General features: G+C 65.4%; 25 protein-coding genes. 24 read left to right on the top strand and 1 reads right to left on the bottom strand.

All coding sequences use genetic code 11. The annotated features are described in order from the left end of the window. The first annotated feature begins 97 nt into the window (after nt 1-97). From ACFQRC_RS02485 to ACFQRC_RS02380, 22 genes are all read left to right on the top strand, one after another. A complete protein-coding gene (locus ACFQRC_RS02485; protein ID WP_379957406.1) occupies nt 98-916 on the top strand; it encodes an inositol monophosphatase family protein in 819 nt (272 codons plus the stop codon). A 223-nt stretch (nt 917-1,139) separates the two neighbouring features. After that, nucleotides 1,140-1,517, top strand: a complete 378-nt coding sequence (gene ndhC / locus ACFQRC_RS02480) for an NADH-quinone oxidoreductase subunit A (RefSeq protein WP_379957404.1) — start codon at nt 1,140-1,142, stop codon at nt 1,515-1,517. Then, nucleotides 1,508-2,062, top strand: a complete 555-nt coding sequence (locus tag ACFQRC_RS02475; RefSeq protein ID WP_379957402.1) for a NuoB/complex I 20 kDa subunit family protein — start codon at nt 1,508-1,510, stop codon at nt 2,060-2,062. The genes ndhC and ACFQRC_RS02475 overlap by 10 nt, the downstream gene beginning before the upstream one ends. Nucleotides 2,063-2,065: 3 nt before the next feature. Next, nucleotides 2,066-2,740: an NADH-quinone oxidoreductase subunit C gene (locus ACFQRC_RS02470; RefSeq protein ID WP_379957400.1), complete on the top strand. Its 675-nt coding sequence runs from the start codon at nt 2,066-2,068 to the stop codon at nt 2,738-2,740. A gap of 124 nt (nt 2,741-2,864) precedes the next feature. Continuing rightward, nucleotides 2,865-4,079 carry an NADH-quinone oxidoreductase subunit D gene (locus tag ACFQRC_RS02465; RefSeq protein WP_379960381.1) on the top strand — a complete coding sequence of 405 codons (1,215 nt, stop codon included), beginning with the start codon at nt 2,865-2,867 and terminating at the stop codon, nt 4,077-4,079. After that, on the top strand, nt 4,076-4,432 hold the full coding sequence (locus tag ACFQRC_RS02460) for a hypothetical protein (RefSeq protein WP_379957398.1): 357 nt from the start codon (nt 4,076-4,078) through the stop codon (nt 4,430-4,432). Before ACFQRC_RS02465 ends, ACFQRC_RS02460 begins: the two co-directional genes overlap by 4 nt. Next, nucleotides 4,425-5,093, top strand: a complete 669-nt coding sequence (nuoE, locus tag ACFQRC_RS02455) for an NADH-quinone oxidoreductase subunit NuoE (protein ID WP_379957396.1) — start codon at nt 4,425-4,427, stop codon at nt 5,091-5,093. The genes ACFQRC_RS02460 and nuoE overlap by 8 nt, the downstream gene beginning before the upstream one ends. A gap of 100 nt (nt 5,094-5,193) precedes the next feature. After that, on the top strand, nt 5,194-6,510 hold the full coding sequence (gene nuoF, locus ACFQRC_RS02450) for an NADH-quinone oxidoreductase subunit NuoF (protein ID WP_379957394.1): 1,317 nt from the start codon (nt 5,194-5,196) through the stop codon (nt 6,508-6,510). Then, nucleotides 6,507-7,187, top strand: a complete 681-nt coding sequence (locus ACFQRC_RS02445) for a hypothetical protein (RefSeq protein WP_379957392.1) — start codon at nt 6,507-6,509, stop codon at nt 7,185-7,187. The genes nuoF and ACFQRC_RS02445 overlap by 4 nt, the downstream gene beginning before the upstream one ends. Next, on the top strand, nt 7,184-7,945 hold the full coding sequence (locus tag ACFQRC_RS02440; protein ID WP_379957390.1) for a hypothetical protein: 762 nt from the start codon (nt 7,184-7,186) through the stop codon (nt 7,943-7,945). Before ACFQRC_RS02445 ends, ACFQRC_RS02440 begins: the two co-directional genes overlap by 4 nt. Further along, the gene (gene nuoG / locus ACFQRC_RS02435) at nt 7,938-9,944 is read left to right on the top strand and encodes an NADH-quinone oxidoreductase subunit NuoG (RefSeq protein ID WP_379957388.1); all 2,007 of its coding nucleotides are present in this window, start codon (nt 7,938-7,940) and stop codon (nt 9,942-9,944) included. Before ACFQRC_RS02440 ends, nuoG begins: the two co-directional genes overlap by 8 nt. A 111-nt stretch (nt 9,945-10,055) precedes the next feature. Then, a complete protein-coding gene (gene nuoH, locus ACFQRC_RS02430; RefSeq protein WP_379957386.1) occupies nt 10,056-11,207 on the top strand; it encodes an NADH-quinone oxidoreductase subunit NuoH in 1,152 nt (383 codons plus the stop codon). Beyond that, nucleotides 11,204-11,686 carry an NADH-quinone oxidoreductase subunit NuoI gene (gene nuoI / locus ACFQRC_RS02425; protein ID WP_379957384.1) on the top strand — a complete coding sequence of 161 codons (483 nt, stop codon included), beginning with the start codon at nt 11,204-11,206 and terminating at the stop codon, nt 11,684-11,686. The genes nuoH and nuoI overlap by 4 nt, the downstream gene beginning before the upstream one ends. 148 nt (nt 11,687-11,834) lie before the next feature. Beyond that, the gene (locus ACFQRC_RS02420) at nt 11,835-12,446 is read left to right on the top strand and encodes an NADH-quinone oxidoreductase subunit J (RefSeq protein ID WP_379957382.1); all 612 of its coding nucleotides are present in this window, start codon (nt 11,835-11,837) and stop codon (nt 12,444-12,446) included. Beyond that, nucleotides 12,443-12,748 carry an NADH-quinone oxidoreductase subunit NuoK gene (gene nuoK / locus ACFQRC_RS02415; protein WP_379957380.1) on the top strand — a complete coding sequence of 102 codons (306 nt, stop codon included), beginning with the start codon at nt 12,443-12,445 and terminating at the stop codon, nt 12,746-12,748. Before ACFQRC_RS02420 ends, nuoK begins: the two co-directional genes overlap by 4 nt. A 100-nt stretch (nt 12,749-12,848) precedes the next feature. Then, a complete protein-coding gene (nuoL, locus tag ACFQRC_RS02410) occupies nt 12,849-14,921 on the top strand; it encodes an NADH-quinone oxidoreductase subunit L (RefSeq protein ID WP_379957378.1) in 2,073 nt (690 codons plus the stop codon). A 142-nt stretch (nt 14,922-15,063) separates the two neighbouring features. Beyond that, nucleotides 15,064-16,614, top strand: coding sequence for an NADH-quinone oxidoreductase subunit M (locus ACFQRC_RS02405; RefSeq protein WP_379957376.1), 1,551 nt, complete (start codon nt 15,064-15,066; stop codon nt 16,612-16,614). A gap of 112 nt (nt 16,615-16,726) precedes the next feature. Next, on the top strand, nt 16,727-18,163 hold the full coding sequence (gene nuoN / locus ACFQRC_RS02400) for an NADH-quinone oxidoreductase subunit NuoN (protein WP_379957374.1): 1,437 nt from the start codon (nt 16,727-16,729) through the stop codon (nt 18,161-18,163). 131 nt (nt 18,164-18,294) lie between these two features. After that, the gene (locus ACFQRC_RS02395; RefSeq protein ID WP_379957372.1) at nt 18,295-19,074 is read left to right on the top strand and encodes a biotin--[acetyl-CoA-carboxylase] ligase; all 780 of its coding nucleotides are present in this window, start codon (nt 18,295-18,297) and stop codon (nt 19,072-19,074) included. Nucleotides 19,075-19,117: 43 nt separating this feature from the next. Then, nucleotides 19,118-19,894, top strand: a complete 777-nt coding sequence (locus tag ACFQRC_RS02390) for a type III pantothenate kinase (RefSeq protein ID WP_379957370.1) — start codon at nt 19,118-19,120, stop codon at nt 19,892-19,894. Between the two features lie 152 nt (nt 19,895-20,046). Then, nucleotides 20,047-21,687, top strand: a complete 1,641-nt coding sequence (locus ACFQRC_RS02385; RefSeq protein ID WP_379957368.1) for a ribonuclease J — start codon at nt 20,047-20,049, stop codon at nt 21,685-21,687. A 2-nt stretch (nt 21,688-21,689) separates the two neighbouring features. Beyond that, nucleotides 21,690-21,950 carry a DUF1467 family protein gene (locus ACFQRC_RS02380; protein WP_379957366.1) on the top strand — a complete coding sequence of 87 codons (261 nt, stop codon included), beginning with the start codon at nt 21,690-21,692 and terminating at the stop codon, nt 21,948-21,950. 3 nt (nt 21,951-21,953) lie between these two features. Here the strand turns inward: ACFQRC_RS02380 and ACFQRC_RS02375 are convergent, their stop codons facing one another. Then, nucleotides 21,954-24,260: a hypothetical protein gene (locus tag ACFQRC_RS02375; RefSeq protein WP_379957364.1), complete on the bottom strand. Its 2,307-nt coding sequence runs from the start codon at nt 24,258-24,260 to the stop codon at nt 21,954-21,956. A gap of 84 nt (nt 24,261-24,344) precedes the next feature. Between ACFQRC_RS02375 and ACFQRC_RS02370 the strand changes: the two genes are divergently transcribed. Together ACFQRC_RS02370 and ACFQRC_RS02365 are read left to right on the top strand one after the other, a co-directional pair. After that, on the top strand, nt 24,345-24,665 hold the full coding sequence (locus tag ACFQRC_RS02370; RefSeq protein ID WP_379957362.1) for an Hpt domain-containing protein: 321 nt from the start codon (nt 24,345-24,347) through the stop codon (nt 24,663-24,665). A 159-nt stretch (nt 24,666-24,824) separates the two neighbouring features. Then, nucleotides 24,825-26,027, top strand: coding sequence for a hypothetical protein (locus tag ACFQRC_RS02365; protein WP_379957360.1), 1,203 nt, complete (start codon nt 24,825-24,827; stop codon nt 26,025-26,027). Nucleotides 26,028-26,043: the final 16 nt, after the last annotated feature.

Below are 26,043 nucleotides of genomic sequence, written 5' to 3'. Positions count from 1 at the left end.
AGCGAAGTCGAGGGGCGCTGCCGAGCGAAGCCGAGGTCTTCTTCTCGCCTCCGCTCGAAAGGGTGTCTCGACTGCGCTCGACACGAACGGAGTTCCAATGGTTTCGCACAGCGGCCTCATTACCGTCATGCAGCGCGCCGCGCGCAAGGCGGCGCCGCGCATCCGCCGCGATTTCGGCGAGGTCGAGCAGTTGCAGGTCAGCCGCAAGGGCCCGGCCGACTTCGTCTCGATGGCCGACAAGAATGCCGAGCAGACGGTGATGGAGGAACTCCGCCATGCCCGCCCGGATTGGGGCTTCCTGATGGAGGAAGGCGGCGCCATCGCCGGCGATCCCGCCAAGCCTCGCTGGATCGTCGATCCGATCGACGGCACGTCGAATTTCCTCCACGGCATCCCCCATTTCGCCATCTCCATCGCCGTCCAGGAACCGAAGCCCGGCGGTGGCCCCGGCGAGATTACGCAGGGCCTGGTCTATCAGCCGCTCACCGACGAGAGCTTCTGGGCCGAGAAGGGCAGGGGCGCCTGGCACAATGAGCGGCGCCTCCGCGTTTCCGCGCGCCGCGACCTCTCGGATGCGCTCATCGCCACCGGCATCCCCTATAAGGGCCATGGCGACATCGATCGTTTCAACCGCATCCTCGCCGCGGTCGCGCCCGAAGTCGCCGGCATCCGCCGCTTCGGCTCGGCCGCGCTCGATCTCGCCTGGGTCGCCGCCGGCCGCTATGACGGCTTCTGGGAAGAGAATCTGGAGGAATGGGACGTCGCCGCCGGCATCTTGCTGGTCCGCGAGGCGGGCGGCTTCGTCACCGATTTCCGCGGCGGCGACAGGATGATCGAACGCGACGAATTCCTCGCCGCCAACGACCAGCTCCACTCGAGGCTCCACAAGCTCGTCGCCAAAGCTCTGCGCGCCTAGTTCGTCCCCGTCATGCTGAACTTGTTTCAGCATCCATTTTTGAGCCGCCGAGAAGGCGGAAAGTCGGACCCTGAAACGAGTTCAGGGTGACGCAGGGATGACGCTGGGCCTTGAAGTCCAAGCCTCCGCGTCCTGCGAACGATTCTCACCGCCGCCAAGCCTTGCCTCATCGCGGCCCCGGTCCTAGAAGCCGCCGCAACTCGCAAGCCCCTGGAGAGTCTCGATGGCGTCCGTCGCCGCCGGTTATCTGCCTATCCTGTTGTTCCTCGGCGTGGCGCTCGCTTTGTCGACCGCGTTCGTCGTGCTGCCGATGATCGTTTCGCGGCTGACCGGTTCGGCCCAACCCTATCCGGACAAGCTGGCCGAATATGAATGCGGCTTTCCCGCTTTCGAGGACAGCCGCTCGATGTTCGACGTGCGCTTCTACCTCGTCGCCATCCTGTTCATCGTCTTCGACCTCGAAGCCGCTTTCCTCTTCCCCTGGGCGGTGTCTCTGGGGGCGATCGGCGTCGCCGGTTGGGCGGCGATGATGATCTTCCTCTTCGAGCTCACGCTCGGCCTCGTTTATGCCTGGAAGAAGGGAGCGCTCGAATGGGAGTGATCCTCGATCCGCGTCACGAAAATCCGCGTCCGTCCGATATCCAGCAGCCGGACGAAGCCTTCTTCCGCGACCTCCAGTCCGAAGTCTCGGACAAGGGTTTCCTGGTCACCTCGACCGAGGATTTGTTCACCTGGGCCCGTACCGGGTCGCTGTGGTGGATGACCTTCGGCCTCGCCTGCTGCGCGGTCGAGATGATCCACGTGAACATGCCGCGTTACGATCTGGAGCGTTTCGGGGCGGCGCCGCGCGCGAGCCCGCGCCAGTCGGACGTGATGATTGTCGCCGGCACCCTGTGCAACAAAATGGCGCCGGCGCTCAGACGCGTCTACGACCAGATGTCGGAGCCGCGCTACGTCATCTCGATGGGCAGCTGCGCCAATGGCGGCGGCTATTATCATTACAGCTATTCGGTCGTGCGCGGCTGCGACCGCATCGTGCCGGTCGACATCTACGTCCCCGGCTGTCCGCCGACCGCCGAGGCCTTGCTCTACGGCATCATGCAATTGCAGCGGAAAATCCGCCGCATCGGAACGATCGAGCGCTGACCCGTGGCAAGTCCGGCACCCAGGATCGCCTCCATCGAAGGCGTGATCGACGCGGTGAAGGCCGCGATCGGCGAGGCTTTCGTCGATGCGAAGGACGCGGTCGGAGAAGTCTCGATCACCGTCCGTCGCGAGAGCATCGTCGATGTGATGCGCACCTTGCGCGACGATTTCGCCTATCAGCAGCTGATGGAGATAGCGGGCGTCGACTATCCCGGCCGCGCGGAGCGGTTCGACGTGGTCTACCACCTCCTGTCGGTGACGAAGAATCATCGCATCCGCGTCCGTGTCGCTACCGACGAGGAGAAGCCGGTGCCTTCCGTGACCGGCCTCTGGCCTGTCGCCGGCTGGCTGGAGCGGGAGGTCTTCGACATGTACGGCGTCCTGTTCGACGGCAATCCGGATCTCCGCCGCATCCTCACCGATTACGGCTTTCGGGGACATCCGCAGCGCAAGGACTTCCCGCTCACCGGCTATGTCGAGCTGCGTTATTCCGAGGAGCAGAAGCGGGTGGTGTACGAGCCGGTCAAGCTCGCCCAGGATTTCCGCGATTTCGACTTCATGAGCCCGTGGGAAGGGGCGGAATATATCCTGCCCGGTGACGAGAAGGTGCAGCCGCAGCAGGCCGGCGCGCCGAGCCCGGTCAAGGCCGACGAGAAGGTCGCCGAGGTGAAGAAATGAGCGTGCAGTTCGTCACCCCGGCGAAGGCCGGGGTCTCGTGGAGACCCGCTGTGTCCTCTAGTCCTGAGATCCCGGCTTCCGCCGGGATGACGGAGTTTTGCTCGTGACTGACACCCGCACCGCCATCTGGACCGAGGAAGAGGTCGCCACCGAAGGCGCGACCGCTTCCGAGATCGCCAATTACACGATCAACTTCGGTCCGCAGCACCCGGCAGCTCACGGCGTGCTCCGCCTCGTGCTCGAACTGGACGGCGAAATCGTCGAGCGCGTGGACCCCCATATCGGCCTGCTCCACCGGGGCACCGAGAAATTGTGCGAATATAAGACCTACCTCCAGGCGCTCCCTTATATGGACCGCCTCGATTACGCCTCGCCGCTCTGCCAGGAGCATAGCTACGTCCTCGCGATCGAGAAATTGCTCGACCTCGAGGTGCCGCTCCGCGCGCAATATCTGCGCGTGCTCTTCGCCGAGCTGACCCGCATCTCGAACCACCTGCTCAACATCGGCAGCCACGTCATGGACGTCGGCGCGATGACGCCGAACCTGTGGCTGTTCGAGCTGCGCGAAGACTGCATGAACTTCTTCGAGCGGGCGTCGGGCGCGCGGATGCATGCCGCCTATTTCCGGCCCGGCGGCGTCCACCAGGACGTGCCGCTGAAACTGCTCGCCGACATCGCCGACTGGATCGACAACCGGCTGTTCGGCCTGTTCGAGGATGCGCTGAGCCTGGTGGTCGACAACCGTATCTTCAAGCAGCGCAACGTCGATATCGCCGTGGTCTCGAAGGCGGACGCATTGGCCTGGGGCTTTTCCGGCCCGATGATCCGCGCCGCAGGCATTCCCTGGGACATTCGCAAGTCGCAACCTTATGACGTCTACGACCGGATGGACTTCGAGATTCCGGTCGGCACCAAGGGCGATTGCTACGACCGGATGATGGTCCGCGTCGAGGAAGTGCGCCAGTCCGCACGCATCATCAAGCAGTGCCTGAGCGAAATGCCCGAGGGCCCGATCGCCTCTTTGGACCGCAAGGTGGTCCCGCCCAAGCGCGGCGAGATGAAGCAGTCGATGGAAGCGCTCATCCACCACTTCAAGCTCTACACCGAGGGCTTCCACGTGCCGGCCGGCGAAGTCTATGTCGCGACCGAGAGCCCCAAGGGCGAGTTCGGCATCTATTTGGTCTCGGACGGCTCGAACAAACCCTATCGCGTCAAGATCCGCCCCACCGCCTTCAGCCACCTCCAGGCGATGGACTTCATGAGCCGCGGCCACATGCTCGCCGACACCACCGCCATCTTGGGCGCCATGGATATCGTCTTCGGGGAGTGCGACCGATGAGCGCGTTCCTTGCGATGATTGGTCTTTCCGTTTCCGGACAAGCCGACTTGCCTAGTGTGGCGCACCTACAGCCAATCGTGGAGCGCTTCATTGTGGCCGTTCAATCGGGTGTGACACCCAACCCGGAGGACTTTACCAAACCGATAGCTCCGGAAGGCGCAGCAAAATTAAAGCGGCTCGAAGGGTGCGCAGTAAATCACGCTTTTAAGTCCCCGTCTACAGCATACCAAGTTAACGTGAGGTGGGTTTGCGGCTTGGGCCAAAGACCGAGCGAATGGTATACATTAGTGCAGTTCTCGGGACAAAAAATCAGTTCAGTCGAGATTGCGGAAGTGGAGAAGGCTCATGACTGATAGTCATTCGGGCCTCAACGCGGCCGAAATCCGCGCCCGCTGGGGCGGGTTCGCGTGGACGGATGAGAATGAGAAGCAGGCGAAGGTCGTCGTCGGCCGCTATCCGCCGGGGCGGCAGCATAGCGCGATCATTCCTTTGTTCGACCTCGCCCAACGGCAGGTCGGGGCGGAGACGCAGACTCAGGGCTGGCTCCCCGTCCCGGTGATCGAATATGTCGCCGCCTATCTCGATATGCCCTACATGCGCGCCTACGAGGTTGCGACCTTCTACACCATGTTCAACCTGGCGCCGGTCGGCCGCCACCATGTCCAGGTCTGCGGCACCACGCCCTGCATGTTGCGCGGGTCCGACGACGTACTGGAGGCCTGCTATGCCAAGGGCCTGAAGAAGGGCCACACGACCGAGGACGGCCTGTTCACCCTGGCCGAGGTCGAGTGTCTCGGCGTCTGCGCCAACGCGCCGATGGTCCAGATCAACGACGACAATTACGAGGATCTGACCTTCGAGAGCATGACCGCCATTCTCGAAGCTCTCGCGCGTGGGGAAACGCCGAAGCCCGGCCCGCAGATCGAGCGCCAGACCAGCGCCCCCGCCACCGGACCCACGACGCTGAAGGAAATGGCGAGCGAGAATCACGATTACCGGGGGGAATGGGCGTGAACCTTTTCCCCGTCATTCCAGCGAAAGCTGGAATCTCCTTTCCCCTTAACAATGAGATCCCAGCTTTCGCTGGGATGACGGCTCATATCGGGGTGCGGACATGACCATCACCTCCCTCACCGACAAGGACCGCATCTTCACCAACGTCTACGGCTACCAGCCGTGGACCCTGGACGCGGCGATGAAGCGTGGCGACTGGGACGACACCAAGGGCCTGATGGCGCGCGGGCAGGATGCGATCATCGAGGAGATGAAGGCGTCCGGCATGCGCGGCCGCGGCGGGGCCGGCTTCCCGACCGGCCTCAAATGGTCGTTCATGCCCCAGGAGCCCGCCGAAGGCCGCCCCAATTTCCTGGTCATCAACGCCGACGAATCCGAGCCCGGATCGTGCAAGGACCGCGAGATCATCCGCCACGATCCGCACAAGCTGATCGAGGGCGCGCTGATCGCTGGCTTCGCGATGCGCGCCCGTGCCGCATACATCTACATTCGCGGCGAGTTCATCCGCGAGGCCGAGACCCTCTTCGCCGCCGTCCAGCAGGCCTATGACAAGGGCTTGCTCGGCAAGAACGCCGCCAAATCGGGCTATGATTTCGACGTCTTCGTCCATCGCGGCGCCGGCGCCTATATCTGCGGCGAGGAAACCGCTTTGCTCGAGAGCCTCGAAGGCAAGCCGGGCAAGCCGCGCCTCAAGCCCCCGTTCCCGGCCGGCGCCGGCCTCTACGGCTGCCCGACCACGGTCAACAATGTCGAGAGCATCGCCGCGGTCCCGACCATCCTGCGCCGCGGCGCCGCTTGGTTCAAGGGCTTCGGCCGCGAGAACAATGCCGGCACGAAGCTGTTCCAGCTCTCCGGCCACGTCAACACGCCCTGCGTGGTCGAAGAGGCCATGTCGATCCCGTTCCGCGAGCTGATCGACAAGCATGGCGGCGGCATCAGGGGCGGCTGGGACAACCTCCTCGCGGTGATCCCCGGCGGCTCCTCGGTCCCGCTCGTGCCCGCGCGCGAGATCATCGACGCGCCGATGGACTTCGATGGCCTCCGCGATCTCAAATCCGGCCTCGGCACGGCGGCGGTGATCGTGATGGACAAATCGACCGACATCGTCCGCGCGATCAGCCGCATCTCCTATTTCTACAAGCATGAGAGCTGCGGCCAGTGCACCCCCTGCCGCGAGGGCACCGGCTGGATGTGGCGCGTCATGGAGCGCCTGCGCGAAGGAAACGCCGATATCGGCGAGATCGACACGTTGCTCGACGTCACCAAGCAGGTCGAAGGCCACACCATCTGCGCGCTGGGCGATGCCGCCGCCTGGCCCATCCAGGGCCTCATCCGCCACTTCCGGCCGGAACTGGAGCGGCGGATCGTCGAGGCGCGCGGCGTCGACCTCGCGTCGATGCAGGAGGCTGCCGAATGAAATTCTCTTGCATCCCGACGGCGCTGGCGGCGGCCGCATTGGTTGTCGGCGGCGCGGCCTCGGCGCAGCTCGCGCCGGGTTATTCGGGTTTCTCGGACGCCCCAACCACTGCCACCGAAGACCAATATTGGTCCTTCATGCGTGAGCTTGGCCGCTGCCTGGCGCAGTCCAAGGGCGCGAAATCGATCGCCCTAATGCAGACTAAGATCGACTCGGCGGAGGAGAAGCGCGCGTTTGACGCGCTGATCCGTCGCAAAGCCAGCAACGTCTGCATGCGCAACATGGTCAGTGCGACAGTGGTGCGCGCCCAAGTCCGCGGTGTCGTCGCGGAGGGTCTCTACAAGTTGCAGCCCGTCTCCGCGCCGCAAGCACCCGTGCCGCAGGGCCTGACCAAACCCGCGTCGGTCCGCTCGATTCATGAATTTGCCGATTGCTACGTCGCCAGCAATTATTCGGATGCGCGCAGCCTGCTGGTGGATACCCAGCTAGGCACGAAGGGCGAGAATGAGCGCGTGCGCAGAATGGCTCCAGGGTTTAGCAACTGCCTGCCGCAGGGCCAGCAGATCCGGATTGTCCCGATGGATATCCGTCTGGCGCTCGCCGAGGCGCTCTACCGCGCGAGCGCGGGCCTCCCCACCGTGGCCGTCACCATCCCAGGCAAGGAAGCCGGGGAATGAAGCAGCAGCCAAAGCTTATTCTATCGAGATCGTTCGTCCGCCTCTCCGCGGCCGCGATCATGCTTTGCTGGACGGCGACCGCGATGGCCCAACAGCGCCCCATCGATATGATCGATCCCAAAGTGCTGGATGCCGACAAGTCGTGGAAGACGCTTGAATCTCTGGCGAACTGCATGGCGGAGCGGAATCCGCGATCGACAATGGAGATATTGTCGACCCTGCCTTCGTCGGACGCGCAGGAAGAAGCCTATGCCGATCACGAACAATTGCTCAGCAAATGCATGATACCTATGATGCGCGAGATCAACGAAACCGGACTGCGATTGAGCTTCAGCAGGGTTCAGCTTCGCGGCGTCCTGGCGGAAGCGATGCTCGACCGCTCATCGGCGTGGAAGTCTTCTCCCGCACCGGCTGTGGACCCTAGCTTGATGAATCACTTCGAATCGCGACCCTCCGCGGCAATTGTCGCCGCCGCAAACCGGGCAACCTATATTCTTTACGACATCGGAGTCTGCGTCGCGGCGTCGAACTGGCCCAGCGCCGTCCGCCTGCTGGATACCATGCCGCGCTCTGATGTGGAGCAGGCCGCGGTGGAGAATATGGCCGATAGCTTCGCCGCTTGCGTGCCGGCAACGATGAAGGTGAAGCTGGAGGCGGGGCCGCTGCGGGGGGTCGTTGCCGAAGCCATTCTCTACCGCTTGAACAAGGCTCAATATTCGGCCGTCTCGCCGGAGCGAAAAGGCGAGCGCAATGCCTAAGGTCAAGGTAGACGGCGTCGAGATCGAGGTTCCGCAGGGCGCTACCGTGCTCCAGGCTTGCGAGCTTGCCGGCAAGGAAATCCCGCGTTTCTGCTATCATGAGCGGCTGACCATCGCCGGCAATTGCCGCATGTGCCTGGTCGAGGTGAAGCCGGGACCGCCCAAGCCGCAGGCGTCGTGCGCGCTGCCGGCCAGCGAAGGCCAGGAAATCACCACCATGTCGCCGATGGTGAAGAAGGCGCGCGAGGGGGTGATGGAGTTCCTGCTCATCAACCACCCGCTCGACTGCCCGATCTGCGACCAAGGCGGCGAATGCGACCTTCAGGACCAGGCCATGGCCTATGGCCGCGGCCATTCGCGCTTCGCCGAGAACAAGCGCGCCGTGACCGAGAAATATATGGGCCCCGTGGTCAAGACGATCATGACCCGCTGCATCCAGTGCACGCGCTGCGTCCGCTTCGCCGAGGAAGTGGCGGGAGTCGAGGAGATCGGCCTCGTCGGGCGCGGCGAGAATGAGGAGATCACCTCCTATCTCGAAGGGACGCTGACCAGCGAGCTTTCGGGCAACGTCGTCGATCTCTGCCCGGTGGGCGCGCTCGTCTCCAAGCCCTACAGCTTCGAGGCGCGGCCGTGGGAGCTTCGCAAGATTCCGGCGATCGACGTGATGGACGCGGTCGGCACCAACATCCGCCTCGATGCCCGTATGCGCGAGGTGATGCGGGCGCTGCCCCGGATCAACGAGGACGTGAACGAGGAATGGGCGCACGACAAGACGCGCCACGCCGTGGACGGCCTCCTCCGCAACCGGCTCGACCGGCCGTGGGTGCGCACGGGCGGCACGCTCCAGCCCGCGACGTGGGAGGAGGCGTTCGCCGCCATTGCAAAGCAGTTGAAGGGCGCGAAGGGCGACCAGGTCGCGGCCATCGCCGGCGATCTCCAAGACCTTGAGAGCATTTATGCGACGCGGGCGCTGCTCGGCGCCTACGGCTCCAGCTTGCACGAATGCCGGCAGGACGGCGCGCTCTACGACGTGTCCAGCCCCACCGCCTACCGCCTCAATTCCACCATCGCGGGGCTGGAGGAGGCGAAGGCCATCCTCCTCATCGGCTCAAACCCGCGCTGGGAAGCGCCTTTAGTCAACACGCGCATCCGCAAGGCGATCAAGGCTGGCGCCAAGGTGTTCGCCATCGGACCGGAGGTAGACCTCACCTATCCGGCCACCTGGCTCGGCAACGATCTTTCTTTGCTCTCCAAGCTGCCGAAGGAAGTGTCCGAAGGCTTCAAGGACGCCGCGAACCCGGCTGTCATCGTCGGCATGGGCGCGTTGATGCACGACGGCGTCTACGAGGCCGCCCGCGCCGCCGGCGCTTCGCTGGGCGCGACGTTCAATGTCTTGCACACGGCCGCATCGCGGGTGGGCGCGCTCGACCTCGCTTTCGTCACCAATGGCGGGGTCGATGCTATTCGCGAAAGGGCAGGGACGCTCAAGGCGTTGTTCCTGCTGGGCGCGGACGAGATGGACCTTTCCGCCTTCGCCGACACCTTCACCGTCTATATCGGCAGCCATGGCGATGCCGGCGTCAGGCACGCCGACGTGATCCTCCCCGCCGCCGCTTATTCCGAGAAGCACGGCACTTATGTGAACACCGAAGGGCGAGTGCAGCTCTCCGAACCCGCGGTGAACCCGCCGGGCGAGGCTCGCGAGGACTGGACGATCCTGCGTGCCCTTTCGCAGGTGCTCGGACACACGCTGCCGTTCGACAACCTGCCGCAGCTCCGCGCCGCCATCGGAGCCGAGAAGCCGCATCTGACGACGGCCGGCCTCACCCTGTTCGAGCCGCTCCCCGCGCCCGGCAAAGCGCCCAAGCTTTCGGGCGGGATCGTCCATCCGATCGACGATTTCTACCTCACCAATCCGATCGCCCGTTCCTCGCCCACGCTCCAGCGCTGCTCGGCCGAGATTCTCCACGGACAAAGCTTCGCGGAGGCGGCGGAATGAGGGTTGGATTATCTCGTCACCCCGGCGAAGGCCGAGGTCCCATGCCGGAACAGGCGCCGGCGCAATCGTGTCCCGAGACCCCGGCCTTCGCCGGGGTGACGGAGTGTTGAAATGACCGAATGGTTCCAGGGCGCGCTCGGCTACGGCTTCGGCTGGTTCGTGGCGACGCTCATCCTCATCCTGATGATCGCGCTGCCGTTGATGCTGGCGGTGGCCATGATCATCTATGCCGACCGCAAGATCTGGGCGGCGATGGCGCTGCGGCGCGGACCCAACGTCGTCGGTCCGTTCGGTCTGCTGCAAAGCTTCGCCGACGGATTGAAGGTCTTCCTCCAGGAAACGATCATCCCCTCGGCGGCGAACCGGGGCCTGTTCATCCTCGCGCCGATCATCACCTTCACGGTGGCGCTGATCGCCTGGGCGGTGATCCCGTTCGGGCCGGACATGGTGCTGGCGGACATCAATGTCGGCCTTCTCTACATCCTCGCCGCCTCGTCGCTCGGGGTCTACGGCGTGATCATCGCCGGATGGTCGTCCAACTCCAAATACCCCTTCTACTCGGCGATGCGCGCCGCCGCGCAAATGGTGAGCTACGAAGTCTCGATCGGCTTCATCCTCATCTCGGTGATCCTGTGGGCCGGGACGTTCAACCTCACCGGCATCATCGAAGCGCAGCGGGCTCACGTCTTTTTCCTCAACGGGTTCGGCTTCAATCCCTTGCTGTTCCCGATGGCGGTGGTGTTCCTCATCTCGGCCATGGCGGAGACGGCGCGCACGCCCTTCGACCTCACCGAGGCGGAGTCCGAACTCGTCGCCGGGTACCAGACCGAATATAGCTCGATGAGCTTCGCGCTCTACTGGCTCGGCGAATATGCCAACGTCCTGCTGATGTGCGCGCTGAACGCGATCCTGTTCTGGGGCGGCTGGCTGCCCCCCATCGACTGGGGGCCGCTCTACGTGGTGCCGGGCATCATCTGGTTCTTCCTCAAGATATTCGTCTTCTTCTTCATCTTCAGCTGGGTGAAGGCGACGGTGCCGCGCTTCCGCTACGACCAGCTGATGCGTCTTGGCTGGAAGATTTTCCTGCCCATCTCGCTCCTGTGGGTGTTTCTCGTCTCGGGCTGGCTGATGCTGACCCGCGAGCAATGTCCCGCGCCCGGCATGGTCATCTCGGCGGACAATGCCGGCCGCTACATGCCGTCCTGCGCCGCTCGTACCGTCACCCTCAACCAGGGCCGCGATGTGGCCGGAGCCGCCTCATGATCGCGCACTGGATCAAATCCTTCACCCTCTGGGAGTTCGTGAAGGCGCACGCTTTGACCTTGAGATATTTCTTCAAGCCCAAGGCGACCATCAACTATCCGCACGAGAAGAATCCGATCAGCCCCCGCTTCCGCGGCGAGCATGCGCTCAGGCGTTATCCGAACGGCGAGGAGCGCTGCATAGCGTGCAAATTGTGCGAGGCGGTCTGCCCGGCGCTCGCCATCACCATCGAGGCCGAGCCGCGCGAGGACGGCAGCCGCCGCACCACGCGCTACGACATCGACATGACCAAATGCATCTATTGCGGGCTCTGCCAGGAGGCGTGCCCCGTCGATGCCATCGTCGAGGGACCGAACTTCGAGTTCGCCACCGAAACCCGCGAGGAATTGCTCTACGACAAGGCCAAGCTCCTCGCCAATGGCGACAAGTGGGAGCGCGCGCTGGCGGCGAACCTTGCCGCCGATGCGCCCTACCGGTAAGGGCGCGGGCAATTCACATGATGACCATATCAGCCACATCCGTCATTCCCGCCAAAGCGGGAATCCCGCTTCTTCCTGCTGCTCCGCTATCGCAAGGCAGCGGGATCCCCGCTTTCGCGGGGATGACGAAGCGGGGGGCAATGACGCTGTGATCGAAGCCGTCGCCTTCTATTTGTTCGCGACCGTCGTCATCGCCTCGGGCGTGATGACGATCGCGTCGCGCAACCCGGTGCACAGCGTGCTGTGGCTGATCCTCGCCTTCTTCAACGCGGCGGGTCTGTTCCTGCTCCTGGGGGCCGAGTTCATCGCCATGCTGCTGGTCATCGTCTATGTCGGCGCGGTCGCGGTGCTGTTCCTCTTCGTGGTGATGATGCTCGACGTGGATTTCGCGGAGCTTCGCGCCGGATTCGCCCGATATCTGCCGTTCGGCACGCTGCTGGCGCTGGTCCTGCTGGCCGAGATCGCCTTCGCGGTCGCCGCCTGGAATGCGGGGGATATCGGCGCGGACGCCAGGGTCGCACCGGTCGACGCCGGCATACCGAACATCCAGTTGCTCGGCACCATTCTCTACACGCGCTATCTCTACATCTTCGAAGCCGCGGGCCTGGTCCTGCTGGTGGCGATGATCGGCGCTATCGTCCTCACCCACAGGAAGCGCGGCGGCACCCGGCCGCAGAATATCAGCGCCCAGAACCGCCGCCGCCCGCAAGACGCGACGCGCAATATCGACCAGCCGGTGGGGCAGGGGGTGGAGCTGTGATCGGCCTGGGACATTACCTCGCGGTCGGCGCGATCCTGTTCGTGCTCGGCGTGTTCGGCATCTTCCTCAATCGGAAGAACGTCATCGTGATCCTGATGGCGATCGAGCTCATCCTGCTCGCGGTCAACATCAATCTCGTCGCCTTCTCTGCTTATCTGGGCGACATGGTCGGCCAGGTCTTCGCCATGTTCGTGCTGACCGTGGCGGCGGGCGAGGCGGCGATCGGGCTTGCCATCCTCGTCATTTATTTCCGCGGCCGCGGCACGATCGCGGTCGACGACATCAACCAGATGAAGGGGTGATGGTGGTGCGTTCCCACTTCCTCGTCATTCCAGCGAAAGCTGGAATCTCCCTTCCCAAAGGCAATGAGACGCCAGCCTTGGCTGGGGTGACGGACAGGTCATGATCAAGCTCATCGTCTTCCTGCCGCTTCTGGCCGCGATCATCGCCGGGCTCGGCAACCGCGCGCTGGGCAATACGCTCGCCAAGCTCATCACGACCGGCGCTTTGTTCGTCTCGTGCGCGCTCAGCTGGCCTATCTTCCTCGGCTTTCTCTCCGGCGACCTCACCGAATATGTCGAGCCGGTCCTCAGCTTCATCCGCTCCGGCGACCTCGTCGTCGACTGGAGCCTCCGCGTAGACACGCTGACGGCGGTGATGCTGGTCGTCGTCACCACCGTCTCCAGCCTCGTCCACCTCTATAGCTGGGGCTACATGGCGGAGGACGACAGCCAGCCCAGGTTCTTCGCCTACCTCTCGCTCTTCACCTTCGCGATGCTGATGCTGGTGACGGCGGACAATCTCGTCCAGATGTTTTTCGGCTGGGAAGGCGTCGGTCTCGCTTCCTACCTCCTGATCGGCTTCTGGTATCACAAGCCGTCGGCCAACGCGGCGGCGATGAAGGCATTTGTCGTCAACCGCATCGGCGACTTCGGCTTCCTGCTCGGCATTTTCGGCACATTCCTCGTGTTCGGCACCGTCTCGATCCCGGCGATCCTGGAGGCGGCGCCCGGCATGGCCGGCTCGACGATCGGCTTCCTGGGCGCGCGCGTGGACACGATGACCCTGCTCTGCATCCTCCTGTTCATCGGCGCGATGGGCAAGTCGGCGCAATTGGGCCTCCACACCTGGCTGCCGGACGCGATGGAGGGCCCGACGCCCGTCTCGGCCCTTATCCACGCGGCGACGATGGTGACGGCCGGCGTGTTCATGGTCTGCCGCCTTTCGCCGATGTTCGAGACAAGCGCGACCGCTCTCGCCGTCGTCACCTTCATCGGCGCCGCAACCGCTTTGTTCGCCGCCACCGTCGGCCTCGTCCAGACCGACATCAAGCGGGTCATCGCTTATTCGACCTGCTCGCAACTGGGCTACATGTTCGTCGCCGCGGGCGTCGGCGCCTATGGCGCGGCGATGTTTCATTTGTTCACGCACGCCTTCTTCAAGGCCCTCCTTTTCCTCGGCGCGGGATCGGTCATCCACGCGATGCACCACGAGCAGGACATGCGTTATTACGGCGCGCTCCGCCGCGAGATTCCGTTCACCTTCTGGGCGATGCTGATCGGCACGCTGGCGATCACCGGCGTCGGAATTTACGGCGTGTTCGGGTTCGCCGGCTTCTATTCCAAGGATGCGATCATTGAGGCCGCCTTCGCCAGCGGCTCGACCGTCGGCGGCTTCGCCTTCGTCGTCACCGTCTTTGCGGCTCTGCTCACCAGCTTCTACAGTTGGCGGCTGATGTTCCTCACTTTCTGGGGCAAGGCGCGGTGGGCGGCCTCGGAGCATATCCAGCATGCGATCCATCACGTCCATGAAGAACCCGGCTCCGAAGGCACGACCGACAGCGACGAGGCGCATGTCGACCAGGGCGCCATCGCGGCGACGGCGGGACACAAGACGGCGACGACCGGCACTGGCGGCTATCATCCGCACGAGAGCCCCTGGACGATGCTGGTGCCGCTCGCCGTCCTGTCGCTGGGCGCGGTCTTCGCCGGCATCCTGTTCGCTTATCCCTTCCTCTATCCGGAAGAGGGCGCCGCCTTCTGGGCCGGAAGCATCGCCTTCGACGCGCATCTGATGCACGAAATGCACGAGGTGCCGATGTGGGTGAAGCTCTCCGCCACCGTCGCCATGGCGCTGGGCCTTCTCGCCGCGCTCGCCTTCTACATCTGGAGCACCGATCTGCCGCGCAAGGTCAGCGAGCATATGCGCGTCCTCTACACCTTCTTCCTGCGCAAATGGTATTTCGACGAGATCTTCCACTTCCTGTTCGTGCGTCCGGCTTTCTGGATTGGCGGCTTCTTCTGGAAGAAGGGGGATGAAGGGACGATCGACCGCTTCGGCCCGGACGGCGCCGCGGCGCTCGTCGCCGGCGGCAACAGGCTCACTGCCCGGCTCCAGTCCGGCTATCTCTACACTTATGCGCTGGTGATGCTTTTAGGCCTCGCCGCCGCCACGACCTGGGCGATGACGCGATGAGGGAGGTAACGAACCACCCGTTCGTGTCGAGCGAAGTCGAGACATCCTCCCGAGCGGAGCCGAGGGACGGAAGAGTTCTCGGCTTCGCTCGAAAGGGCCCCTCGACTTCGCTCGGGGCGAACGGCTTTGGAATGCACGTCAAATGACCGAACTCGGCGTCCCCATTCTCAGCCTGATGCTGGCCATCCCGATGGCGGCCGCGATCGCCTGCTTCTATCTCGGCGCCAACGGCGCCCGCTGGCTCGCGCTCGCCGCGACGCTCATCGATCTCGCCCTCGGGCTCGTCCTCTGGGTCAATTACGACATTGGCGGCGCGCAGTGGCAGTTCGTCGAGCATCTCGACCTGTTCGGGCGCTTCGCCTGGGCGCTCGGCATAGACGGCATCGCCTTGATGCTGATCATGCTGTCGGTCTTCCTGATGCCGATCTGCATCCTCGCCTCGTGGGAAGCGATCGAGAAGCGCGTGCCCGAATATATGGCCGCCTTCCTGTTCATGGAGACGCTGATGATCGGCGTCTTCATGGCGCAGGACATCTTCCTCTTCTACATCTTTTTCGAGGCCGGCCTCATCCCGATGTACCTCATCATCGGCATCTGGGGCGGCGCCAACCGCATCTACGCCAGCTACAAATTCTTCCTCTACACATTGCTCGGATCGGTGCTGATGCTGATCGCGATGCTGTGGATGGTGAATTACGCCGGCACCACCGACATCCCGACCCTCCTCAACACGGATTTCCCGCCCGAAGCGCAGACCTGGCTGTGGCTCGCCTTCTTCGCGTCCTTCGCGGTGAAGATGCCGATGTGGCCCGTCCACACCTGGCTTCCCGACGCGCACGTCCAGGCGCCGACGGCGGGCTCGGTCATCCTCGCCGGCGTGCTCTTGAAGATGGGCGGCTACGGTTTCGTCCGCTTCTCGCTGCCGATGTTCCCCGAAGCCTCGGCCCAGCTCGTCTGGCTGGTCATGGGCCTGTCGATGGTCGCCGTCGTCTACACCTCGCTCGTGGCGCTGGTGCAGAAGGACATGAAGAAGCTCATCGCTTACTCGTCGGTCGCGCACATGGCGTTCGTCACCATCGGCCTCTTCGCCTTCAACCGGCAGGGGATCGAGGGCGCGCTGATCGTGATGCTCTCCCACGGCCTCGTCTCGGGCGCTTTGTTCCTCTGCGTCGGCGTCATCTACGACCGCCTCCACACCCGCGAGATCGACCGCTACGGCGGCCTCTCCGACAACATGCCGGCCTATTCCCTGTTGTTCCTGCTCTTCACCATGGCGTCCATCGGGCTGCCGGGCACCAGCGGCTTCGTCGGCGAGTTCCTCGCCTTGGTCGGCGCCTATGAGGCGAACAGCTGGGTCGCGTTCGTGGCGACGACCGGCATCATTCTCGGCGCCGCCTACATGCTCTACCTCTATTGGCGCATCGCCTATGGGAAGCTCGACAAGCCCGACGTCGCCGCCATGCCGGACCTCAACAAGCGCGAAATGCTGATCCTCGCGCCGATCGCCGCCGTGGTGCTCTGGATGGGCGTCTATCCCGAGAGCTTCCTCGCCCCGATGCGCGACGATGTCGGCATCCTCCTCGCCCGCATCGACCGCGCCAACCCCGAAGGCGACGCCCAGCTCGCCACCGGCGCAGCCGCCGCGCCCACGGGCGACAGCGGCGCCCACGAACCCGAAGCGGGAGCGCATTGATGACGGGACGCGCCACCACCTCCCGTCATCCCGGCGAAAGCCGGGATCTCGTTTCTTCTTCCGTGGCCAAGAGCAGGGAGATTCCAGCTTTCGCTGGAATGACGATTTCAGAATGACCGACTCCCTCGCCCTTACGCTCCCCGAAATCATCCTCACGCTCAGCGCGCTCGCGCTGCTGATGGTTGCTGCTTATGGGGGCGACAAATCCGCGAAGATCGCCACCTGGCTCGCAATTGCCGCGTTCGTCGTGGCGGCCCTGTTCGTGCCCGGCATCCGCGACGCGGGCGCCGTCGGGTTCGATGGCCTGTTCGTCGCCGACAGCTTCGCCGCCTTCTCTAAGATCCTCATCTACATCGCCGCCGCCGTCGCGCTCGTCGCCGCCTCCGGCTGGTTCGGCCGCGACCGGGATTTCCGCGCCGAATATCCTGTGCTGGTGCTTTTGTCGGGCGTCGGCATGGGCATGATGGTCTCGGCCGGGGACCTGCTCACGCTTTATGTCGGCCTCGAGTTGCAGAGCCTAGCCGCCTACGTCCTCGCCTCCTTCCAGCGCAAGGACACGCGCTCGGCCGAGGCCGGCCTCAAATATTTCGTGCTTGGCGCGCTCGCGAGCGGCATCCTGCTCTACGGCATCTCGCTCCTCTACGGCTTCACCGGCTCGACCTTGTTCGGGGACGTTGCGGTGGCTCTGGGCCGCGATGGCGTTTCGACCGGAGAGCTGTTCGGCATCGTCTTCGTCCTCGCCGGCATCGCCTTCAAGGTCAGCGCCGTGCCGTTCCACATGTGGACTCCCGACGTCTATGAAGGCGCGCCGACGCCCGTCACCGCCTTCTTCGCCAGCGCCCCCAAGGTCGCCGCCATGGCCTTGCTCACCCGGGTCGTCATCGAGGCGATGGGGCCGGCGACGGACGCCTGGCGCCAGATCATCATCTTCATGGCTCTGGCCTCCACCATCCTCGGCGGCGTCGCCGCGATCAGCCAGCCCAACATCAAGCGGCTGCTCGCTTATTCCTCGATCAACAATATCGGATTCGCCCTCATCGGCCTCGCCGCCGGCACGCGCGAGGGCGTCGCCTCGGTGCTCTTCTACATGGCGGTCTATGTCGTCATGACGCTTGGCGCCTTCCTCTGCGTCCAGCGCATGCGCGACGCCGACGGACGCCCGGTCGAGACGATCGCGTCGCTCTCCGGCCTGTCGCGCACCAATCCCGCGCTCGCCGCCGCCTTCGCGGTCTTCATGTTCAGCCTGGCGGGCGTGCCGCCTCTGTTCGGCTTCTGGCCCAAATTCCTGGTCTTCACGGCGGCGGTCGAGGCCAACCTCACCTGGCTCGCCGCCATCGGCATCGCCACCTCGGTGATCAGCGCCTTTTATTATCTGATGATCGTCAAGACGATCTACTTCGACGAGCCGGCGCCGGCCTATGAGCGCAGCCCCGCCCGCATCGAAGGCGTTCTGATCCTCCTCGCCGCCCTGTTCGTCTCCCCGCTCGGCTATCTCTCGATCCCGCTGCTGGACGCGGCGACCCTGAACGCGGCGGGGGCTTTGTTCTGATCCCCCAAAGGGGTGCTCAAAGAGAGCCGTTCGCCCTGAGCCTGTCGAAGGGCTGCCTTGTTCTTGCGACGGGGCCTCGAAGGAACAGACAGGGCTTCGACAGGCTCCGCCCGAACGGATAGGGGAGGGCCGTGGCAGACATCCGCACCGTCCCCGAAACCGGCTCGACCAATGACGATGTCGCCGCCCTCGCCCGCGACGGCGCGCCCGAAGGCCTCTGGCTCCGCGCCGAGCGCCAGACCGGCGGCCGCGGGCGGCAGGGGAGGGACTGGCGCTCCCCGGAGGGCAATCTCTATGCGAGCACCCTGGTGCGTGTGCGCAAGGACGATCCCCCGGCGCCCACACTCGCTTTGGTGGCCGCCGTGGCGCTACACGAGGTGGTTGCTCAGCTTATCCGTCATCCCCGCGAAAGCGGGGATCCCGCTTGTTCTTCAGCACCGCAAGTGAAGCGGGATTCCCGCTTTCGCGGGAATGACGATGGACTGAGCGGATTACGGATCAAATGGCCCAACGACCTCCTGGTGGGCGGCGCTAAGCTCTCCGGCATCCTCCTCGAGCGCGCCGGCGACGCGGTGGTGATCGGATTCGGCGTCAACCTCGCGCACCATCCGCAAGACGTCGGCCGCCCCGCCACCAGCATCACCGCCCTCACCGGCGCCGCCCCCGACCCCGCGATCTTCCTCGAAATGCTGGTCGAAAGCCTCGCCCGCTGGCTCCACCGCTGGCGAACCGAAGGCCTGGCCCCCATCCGCGCCCAATGGCTCGCCGCCGCTCACCCGATCGGTACGGCGCTCAGCACGCCGGAAGGAGAAGGGCTGTTCGACGGCCTCGACGAAACCGGCGCCCTCCGCCTCCGTCTCGCGGATGGTTCCATGCGTGTCATTCACGCAGGCGACGTATTTCTAATTTAGGACCCACTCGCCAATTCCGCCGAGCCTCGCTAGGGAAGCTGCCATGCTGCTCGCCATCGATGCCGGGAACACCAATGTCGTGTTCGCTTTGGTCAAGGATCGCGAGATCCGGGCGCGATGGCGGATCGCGACCGATCCCCGGCGCACCGCCGACGAATATGCCGTCTGGCTGCACCAGTTGCTCGCATTGGAGGGTTATGCCGCCGGCGACGTCACCGCCGTCATCGTCGCCACCGTCGTCCCGAAAGCCCTGCACAACCTCCAGGTGCTCGCCTCCAAATATTTCCGCGTCGAGGCCCTGATCGCGGGCGAGGCACCCGCCGAATGGGGCGTTGCGCTTGACGTGGTCGAGCCGAAGACGGTCGGGGCCGATCGCGTGCTCGATGCCATTGCCGCCCACGCGCTTCATCCGGGTGATCTGATTGTCGTCGATTTCGGCACCGCCACCACGTTGGACGTGGTCGATTATTCGGGAGCCTATAAAGGCGGCATCATCGCGCCGGGTATCAACCTGTCCCTGGAAGCCCTGGTCACGGCCGCCGCCAAGCTCCCCCGCATCGCCATCGAGGCGCCGGAGGGCCGGGGCGTCATCGGCCGCACCACCGAGGAGCAGATGCATATCGGCATCTTCTGGGGCTATGTCGCGATGATCGAAGGGCTGGTCGGCCGCATGAAGGCGGAGATCGGCCGGCCGGTGAAGGTCATTTCCACCGGCGGCCTTGCGGTGCTCTTCAACGACCATACATCGGTGTTCGACGCAATCGAGCCGGACCTCACCATCCAGGGCCTCGGCTTGCTTTACGAGCGGAGCCGGATTTAGCCCGAGCGCTCGCTGCACTTTGTCACCCTGAACTTGTTTCAGGGTCCATCTCGACATCCGCTCGGGGGCTCAGGCATGGATGCTGAAACAAGTTCAGCATGACGGCCATTTCACTTCCTGCTTTCGCGGGAAACGCAAACAGGAATCTTCCAGTGACCAAACCCGGCAACGAACTCCTCTTCCTCGCGCTCGGCGGCTCGGGCGAGATCGGCATGAACGTCAATCTCTACGGGACACAGGGCAAGTGGATCATGGTCGATCTCGGCATCACCTTCGCCGATCCCGAATATCCGGGAGTCGAGGTGATCCTGCCCGATTTGAGCTTCATCGAGGAGCGGCGGAAGGACCTGCTCGGCATCGTGCTCACCCACGGCCACGAGGATCATATCGGCGCCATCCCCTATCTCGCCGCGGATTTGGGCGTGCCGCTCTACGCGACCCCGTTCACCGCCGGGCTCATCGCCGGCAAGCTCGAGGAGGAAGGTCTGCTCGGGGAGGTCGAGCTCAACATCGTCGACCTGGGCGGCAGCCTCCATCTCGGCCCGTTCGGCATTCGCTACCTGCCGCTCGCCCACTCGATCCCCGAGGCCAATGCCCTGCTGATCGAGACCGCGCACGGCAAGGTCGTCCACACCGGCGACTGGAAGCTGGACGCCGCGCCGCAGATCGGCCGCCCGACCAGCGACGAGGAACTGAGCGCGATCGGCGATGCCGGCGTGCTCGCTCTGGTCTGCGATTCGACCAATGTCTTCAACGCCGAGCCGTCCGGCTCCGAAGCGACCGTGCGCGGCGGCCTGGAAGATGTCGTCGCGGCGCAGAAGGGCCGGGTGCTGGTCACCACCTTCGCGTCGAACGCCGCCCGGCTCCACACGCTCGGCAAGGTCGCCCGCGCCACCAACCGCAAGGTCTGCGTCGCCGGGCGCTCGCTCGACCGCATCCTCAAGGTCGCACGCGCGACCGGCTATCTCCTCGATTTCCCCGAGACGGTCAGCTTCGAGGAGGCAATGGCGCTTCCCAAGCGCGAGATCATGATCGTCGCCACCGGCGGGCAGGGCGAATCGCGCGCCGCGCTCGCCCGGATCGCGTTCGACAGCCACAAGATCAAGCTCGACGCCGAGGACACGGTCATCTTCTCGTCCAAGCAGATACCGGGCAACGAGCTCGCCATCGGCCGGATCATGAACGCGCTCGCCAAGGCCGACGTCAAGACGGTCACCGAGCGCCAGGCCCATGTCCACGTCTCGGGCCATCCCGCCCGGCCCGAGCTCGCCGCCATGTATCACTGGCTGAAGCCGGAAATGCTGATCCCGGTCCATGGCGAGACGCGCCATCTCCACGAGCATCGCCGCTTCGCGCTCGAACAGGGCGTGCCCAAGAGCATGGTCCAGGAAAATGGCGAGATCGTCCGCCTCGCGCCCAATGGCCCGGCCAAGACCGGCGACGAGAGAGTCGGCCGGCTGATCCTCGACGGCGACGTCATCCTCGCCGCCGACGGCGCGACGATGAATCAGCGCCGCAAGCTCGCCGCCAACGGGATCATCTCGGTCGCGGTGGCAATGGATCGATCGAACCGGGTGCAGGGCGAGGTCCGCATCGCGCTCGAAGGCGTGCCGGTCGAAGAGGATCGCGACGCCTTCATCGCGGAGGCCTGCGACGCCGCCGCCGGCGCGGCCGGCAAGAATGGCGGTAACGAGGACAAGCTCCGCGAAGGCATCCGCCTCGCCGTCCGCCGCTGCGCCACCGAGTGGACCGGCAAGAAGCCGATCGTCGATGTGCTGATCGTCAGGGTCTGACCATGCAGCTGGGCTCGATCATCGCTATCTACTTCCTGTTCTGGACGATCAGCCTGTTCCTCGTTCTCCCCTTCGGCGTCCGCACCAGCGAGGAGGAGGGGGAGAAGGTGCTCCCCGGCCACGCCGACAGCGCTCCCCACAGCTTCAGCTTCGGCCGCGCCGCCTTGCGCGCGACGATCCTGTCGGCGATCCTGTTCGGGCTCTTTTATGCCAATTACATCTATGGCTGGGTCGGCGTCGGATTCTTCGACTGGACGCGATAGAAATCAGTTCCTGAACCTCTCGATCGCCTGGGCGAGTGCCACGTAGAGCTTGCCCATGTCGGACGACAGGATCGTGACGCTCAGCGCCGAACCGTCCGGATCGATCAGGATGCGCCTCAGCATCGCCTCGAAATCGTGAATGTAGCGATTGACCTGGTCGCGAAATTCCGGCTCGGCCTCGTAATGCTGGACGATCTCGCGAGTCTCGGTGGTGTCGAGCAGCCGCACCGCGCGGCGCGTGAACACTCCGCGATCGCCCTTCAGATAAGCCTGCCAGGCGCTGTCGGTGACGTCGTTGGACAGGATCTTGGTGACGTCGATGGCGGTCGAATTGAGCGATTCGATCAGCAAAGCGACGCGGCGGGAGAGGGCTTCGCCTTCTTTCTCCTGCCGTTCGCGGCGCGCCTCGTCGATCCGCGCCTCGACGGCGGCGGCGGCCTGGCCGATGGTGAGCATCTGCCGGGTCAGCCGCTCCGACGCGTGACGCGCCGTCTCGACCGCGCGCTCCGTGACCTCGCCCAGCTCGCCCATCTGGCGGGTCACTTCGGCGCCGACCGCTTCGCCGACCGCCTTGCGGCTCGCTTCGCCGAGCGCCGCCGCGCTTTCGGGGATGACCGCCCCAATGGCCTCGCGCGCCTTCTCGGCCGCCTGGTTCGCGGTGTCGCGCACCCGCACCAAAGCGTCGACCAGCTCGCCCGTCGTCTCGCCGACGATCCTGGCGGTGGCTTCGTCCGCCTCGCCGACCGCGCGGGCCAGCGATTGCAGCCGCTCCTCGGCGCTGCCGACGCCGTCGTTGACGATCGCCAGCATCGCTTCCAGCGCCTCGCGCTGCCGCGCGATGCTGTCCTCGGCATAAGTGAGCCGTGCCGCGGCCCGGTCCGCGGATACCTGGATCGCCTCCACCTCGGGAGCCAAAGCCACGGCGGTCTCCCGGGTCCGCCCGGCCTGTTCTTCGACCCGCGCCAGCGATGCGGGAATCTCACCGTCGAGCCGGTCGCCGATCTGGGCGAGCGCGCGCGCCATTTCCTCGCTGCGCTCGATCAGGGCCCGCGCCCGATCGTGGCTTCCGCCGAGCTCTTCGAACAATTGCTGGACGCAGCCGCGCACCGTCTCGAACGATCCGGTCATCAGCTCCGCGCCGCTGCTGCCCGATTCGGTCAGACGGACGAAGCGCTCGTCGAGGTCCGTGAGGTCGCGCGCGAGGCCGGTGACCAGCGCCTGGCTGGCCGCGTCCTGCGCCGCCAGATGGCCGGCCAGTTCCTGAATCTTGCCGCTGATCGTCTCCAGCCGGTGCGTCAGGTTCCGAGTCGCATCCTCGCCGGCGCGCTCGAAGGCGGCCCGGCTCTGATCGAGCATGGCCAGCATCGCGCCACCCTGCTCCTCGATGCCCGAGCGGACGGCATCGACCGATTCGGCCGCGCGCGCCATGGTCCCGTCGATCGCCGCCGCCATGCCCGAGGCAGCCTCGTCGATTCGCCCGGCGGCGGACGCGGTATTGCTCTCGATCCGGGCGAGCTGAGCGGCGAGGCGCTGGGCCGCACCGGCGGCGATCTCATCGGCCTCGCGGCCGCGCGCGATCAGCGCCGAAAGCTGCCCTTCCAGGCCCCCGGCCTGCTCGAGCGCGGCGATCCCGGTCTCGCGCATCGATCCGGCCAGCGAGCGCGCCTGTTCCTCGGCCCGGGGGATGTCCTGGAGCAGCACGCCGATATCGACCCGCGCCGCGTTGGCCGCAATCTCCAGCGCCTCGGCCTTGCGATCGAGCGTCGCGCTCTCCTTGGCGAGATAATGGGTGACCCGGCCGAGGCGGTCTGATGCCTCGTCGCCCAGAGTCATCAGTTTCGCCGCCTCGTTGGTCAGCCGGGCGTGATTCTCCTCGAGCCGGGTGGCGACGATCGCCAGCAGGCTCTCCAGCGCGGCGCTCTCGCTCCGCATCGCGGCGACGGCCTGGGTGAAACGCTCGGTCTCGCGCCGGGACGTGCGGCCGAAGGCGAGCCATGCCACGCAAAGGAGCACCAGCGGCGCGCTGGCGACGGCGATCCATTGGACGAGCGCCGACAGCGTGAGTTCCGGACTCGCGACGGCCAGCGACCAGGCGACGATACCGACCCATGCAACGGCCAGAAGCGAGAGCAGGACCGCCAGGATGCGCGGCCGCGCCGGCGATTCGGCCGGCTCTTCCTCCGCCCATTCGAAGGTCTCGACGGCCTCGGCCGATTCCTCGTTTGCCTGAAGGACTTCCCAATCGCCGCGATCGGTGTCCGCGATGCCGTTGTCCGGCTGCGCCTCGGCGCGCTGTGCCCCCGTCGTCATGGGGGGACCTTATCATGTTTGCGGTGGCGCGAAAGGGCGAGCCCACGAAAGGTGGTGTTAACGCGCCAGGCGTAGGGGAGAGCGATGGTCTATGATCCCGGAGCCCTCGACGCATCGCTCGCCGCCGCCGTCGGCAACGACGCTCAGCTGATGGGCGAATTGCGCGCCGCCTTCGTCGAGAGCGCCGCCCGCCAGGTCGACCTGATGGCCCGCGCCCGCTGCGACGCCAATTGGCAATATTCCGCCTCCCGGCTCAAGAGCCTCGCCGCCAGCTTCGGCGCGATCGGCATGATCGAACTGGCCGACGAAGCCCTGGACGGCGCGCCCGGTGACCCCGTCGTGCTGCGCAAGCTCGGCCTCGCCATCGACGATTTCACGACGACGTTCCGCCAGAGCGATTTCTAGTCAGATGGAATCATCTGATGACTCGGAAATCGCGGCCAACCAAAGAAATAGTGCGGTCGATCCGATCTCATCGGATCGCAGACCGCGCTAAGCGCTTTGCAAGCGGCCGGGGAGCCGCCTATCCTTGCCCTTTCTGTTTTGGGGAGGGATCGTGGCCCTGTGACTCTGGCCGCTCTCATCTGCGCCTATCATGAAAGCGGCGAGCCCGGCGACGGGCTGCGCGCCACTCTGCCTCTGGCGGGCCGCACCGTCGTCGAGCGGCAGGCGCGCCTGGCCGCGGCGGCTGGCGCCGATTCGGTCATTATCCTGGTCGAGCGGCTGCCGCCCGCCCTTATTGCGGCGATCGACCGGATGCGCGGCGAGGGCGTCCGCGCGATCGTCGCCCGCGGCGTCGCCGAGGCCGCCGAATCGGTCCAGCCCGAAGACCGGCTGCTGCTCGTCGCCGACGGGCTCGTCATCGCGGAGTCGCATCTCGATCGCCTCGCCGGCGCGGAAGGGGATGCGCTCCTCACCATCGCCGACCATCTCACCGACGACCGCTTCGAGCGGATCGACGCCCAATCCCGCTGGGCCGGCCTGGCCATGGTCGACGGCGATCTGCTGCGGCGGACGGCGGCGATGCTCCAGGACTGGGATCTGCAATCGACCCTGCTCCGCCGCGCCGTGCAGGGCGGCGCCCGCCAGCTCGCCATCCGCGACGCGGACGAGGAGCCGCTTCTCATCGCCGAGCGCGAGGAGGATCTCGACGAGGCGGAGGCCCGGATCGTCGAAAGCGCCGCCGGGGCGCGAACCGACTGGGCGTCCCGCTTCCTGCTGGCGCCCGTCGAACGCGCCGCCACCGCCTTGCTAATGCCGAGCGCGATCACGCCCAGGTGGCTTCATCTTGTCGCTGCCGCCTTCACCGGTCTCGCCGCCTTCCTGTTTCACAAGGACTGGTTGTGGGCGGGGGCTGTGCTTGTGCTTCTCGCCACCCCCCTGGACGGCATCGCCGACCGCATCGCCGCGCTCCGCCTCCAGCCCACGCCCCGGCAAGGTCGCTGGCGCTACCTTCTCCCGGCGCTTTCCGGCGCGGCGCTGGCGACGTTGAGCCTGTCGCTGGCGCCGACGCGCGGCTGGGGCTGCATCGCGCTGGCCGCCACGACGATTGCCTTCCTTCTCGCCCGGCACGGAGAAAGCGGGGACGGCGACATTCCCGGCCGGATTGCCCTGGCCGAACGCAAGGGCATGGCCTGGCTGATGCTGCCCTTCGCCATTACCGGTTATTGGACGATCGGCCTGGCGACGCTCTCCGCTTATGCCGCCGCCTCCTTCTTCTGGGCGCAGCGGCAGGTTCACGCGCCGCTCGATCCGCCACAGGATTAGCGACAGTTTAACCTTG

The organism is Enterovirga sp. GCM10030262 (assembly GCF_042666435.1).
In the GTDB taxonomy this organism is placed as follows: Bacteria; Pseudomonadota; Alphaproteobacteria; order Sphingomonadales; family Sphingomonadaceae; genus Allosphingosinicella.
The sequence above is the reverse complement of the archived record's forward strand: the minus strand, read 5'-3'. Positions and strand labels throughout refer to the sequence as shown.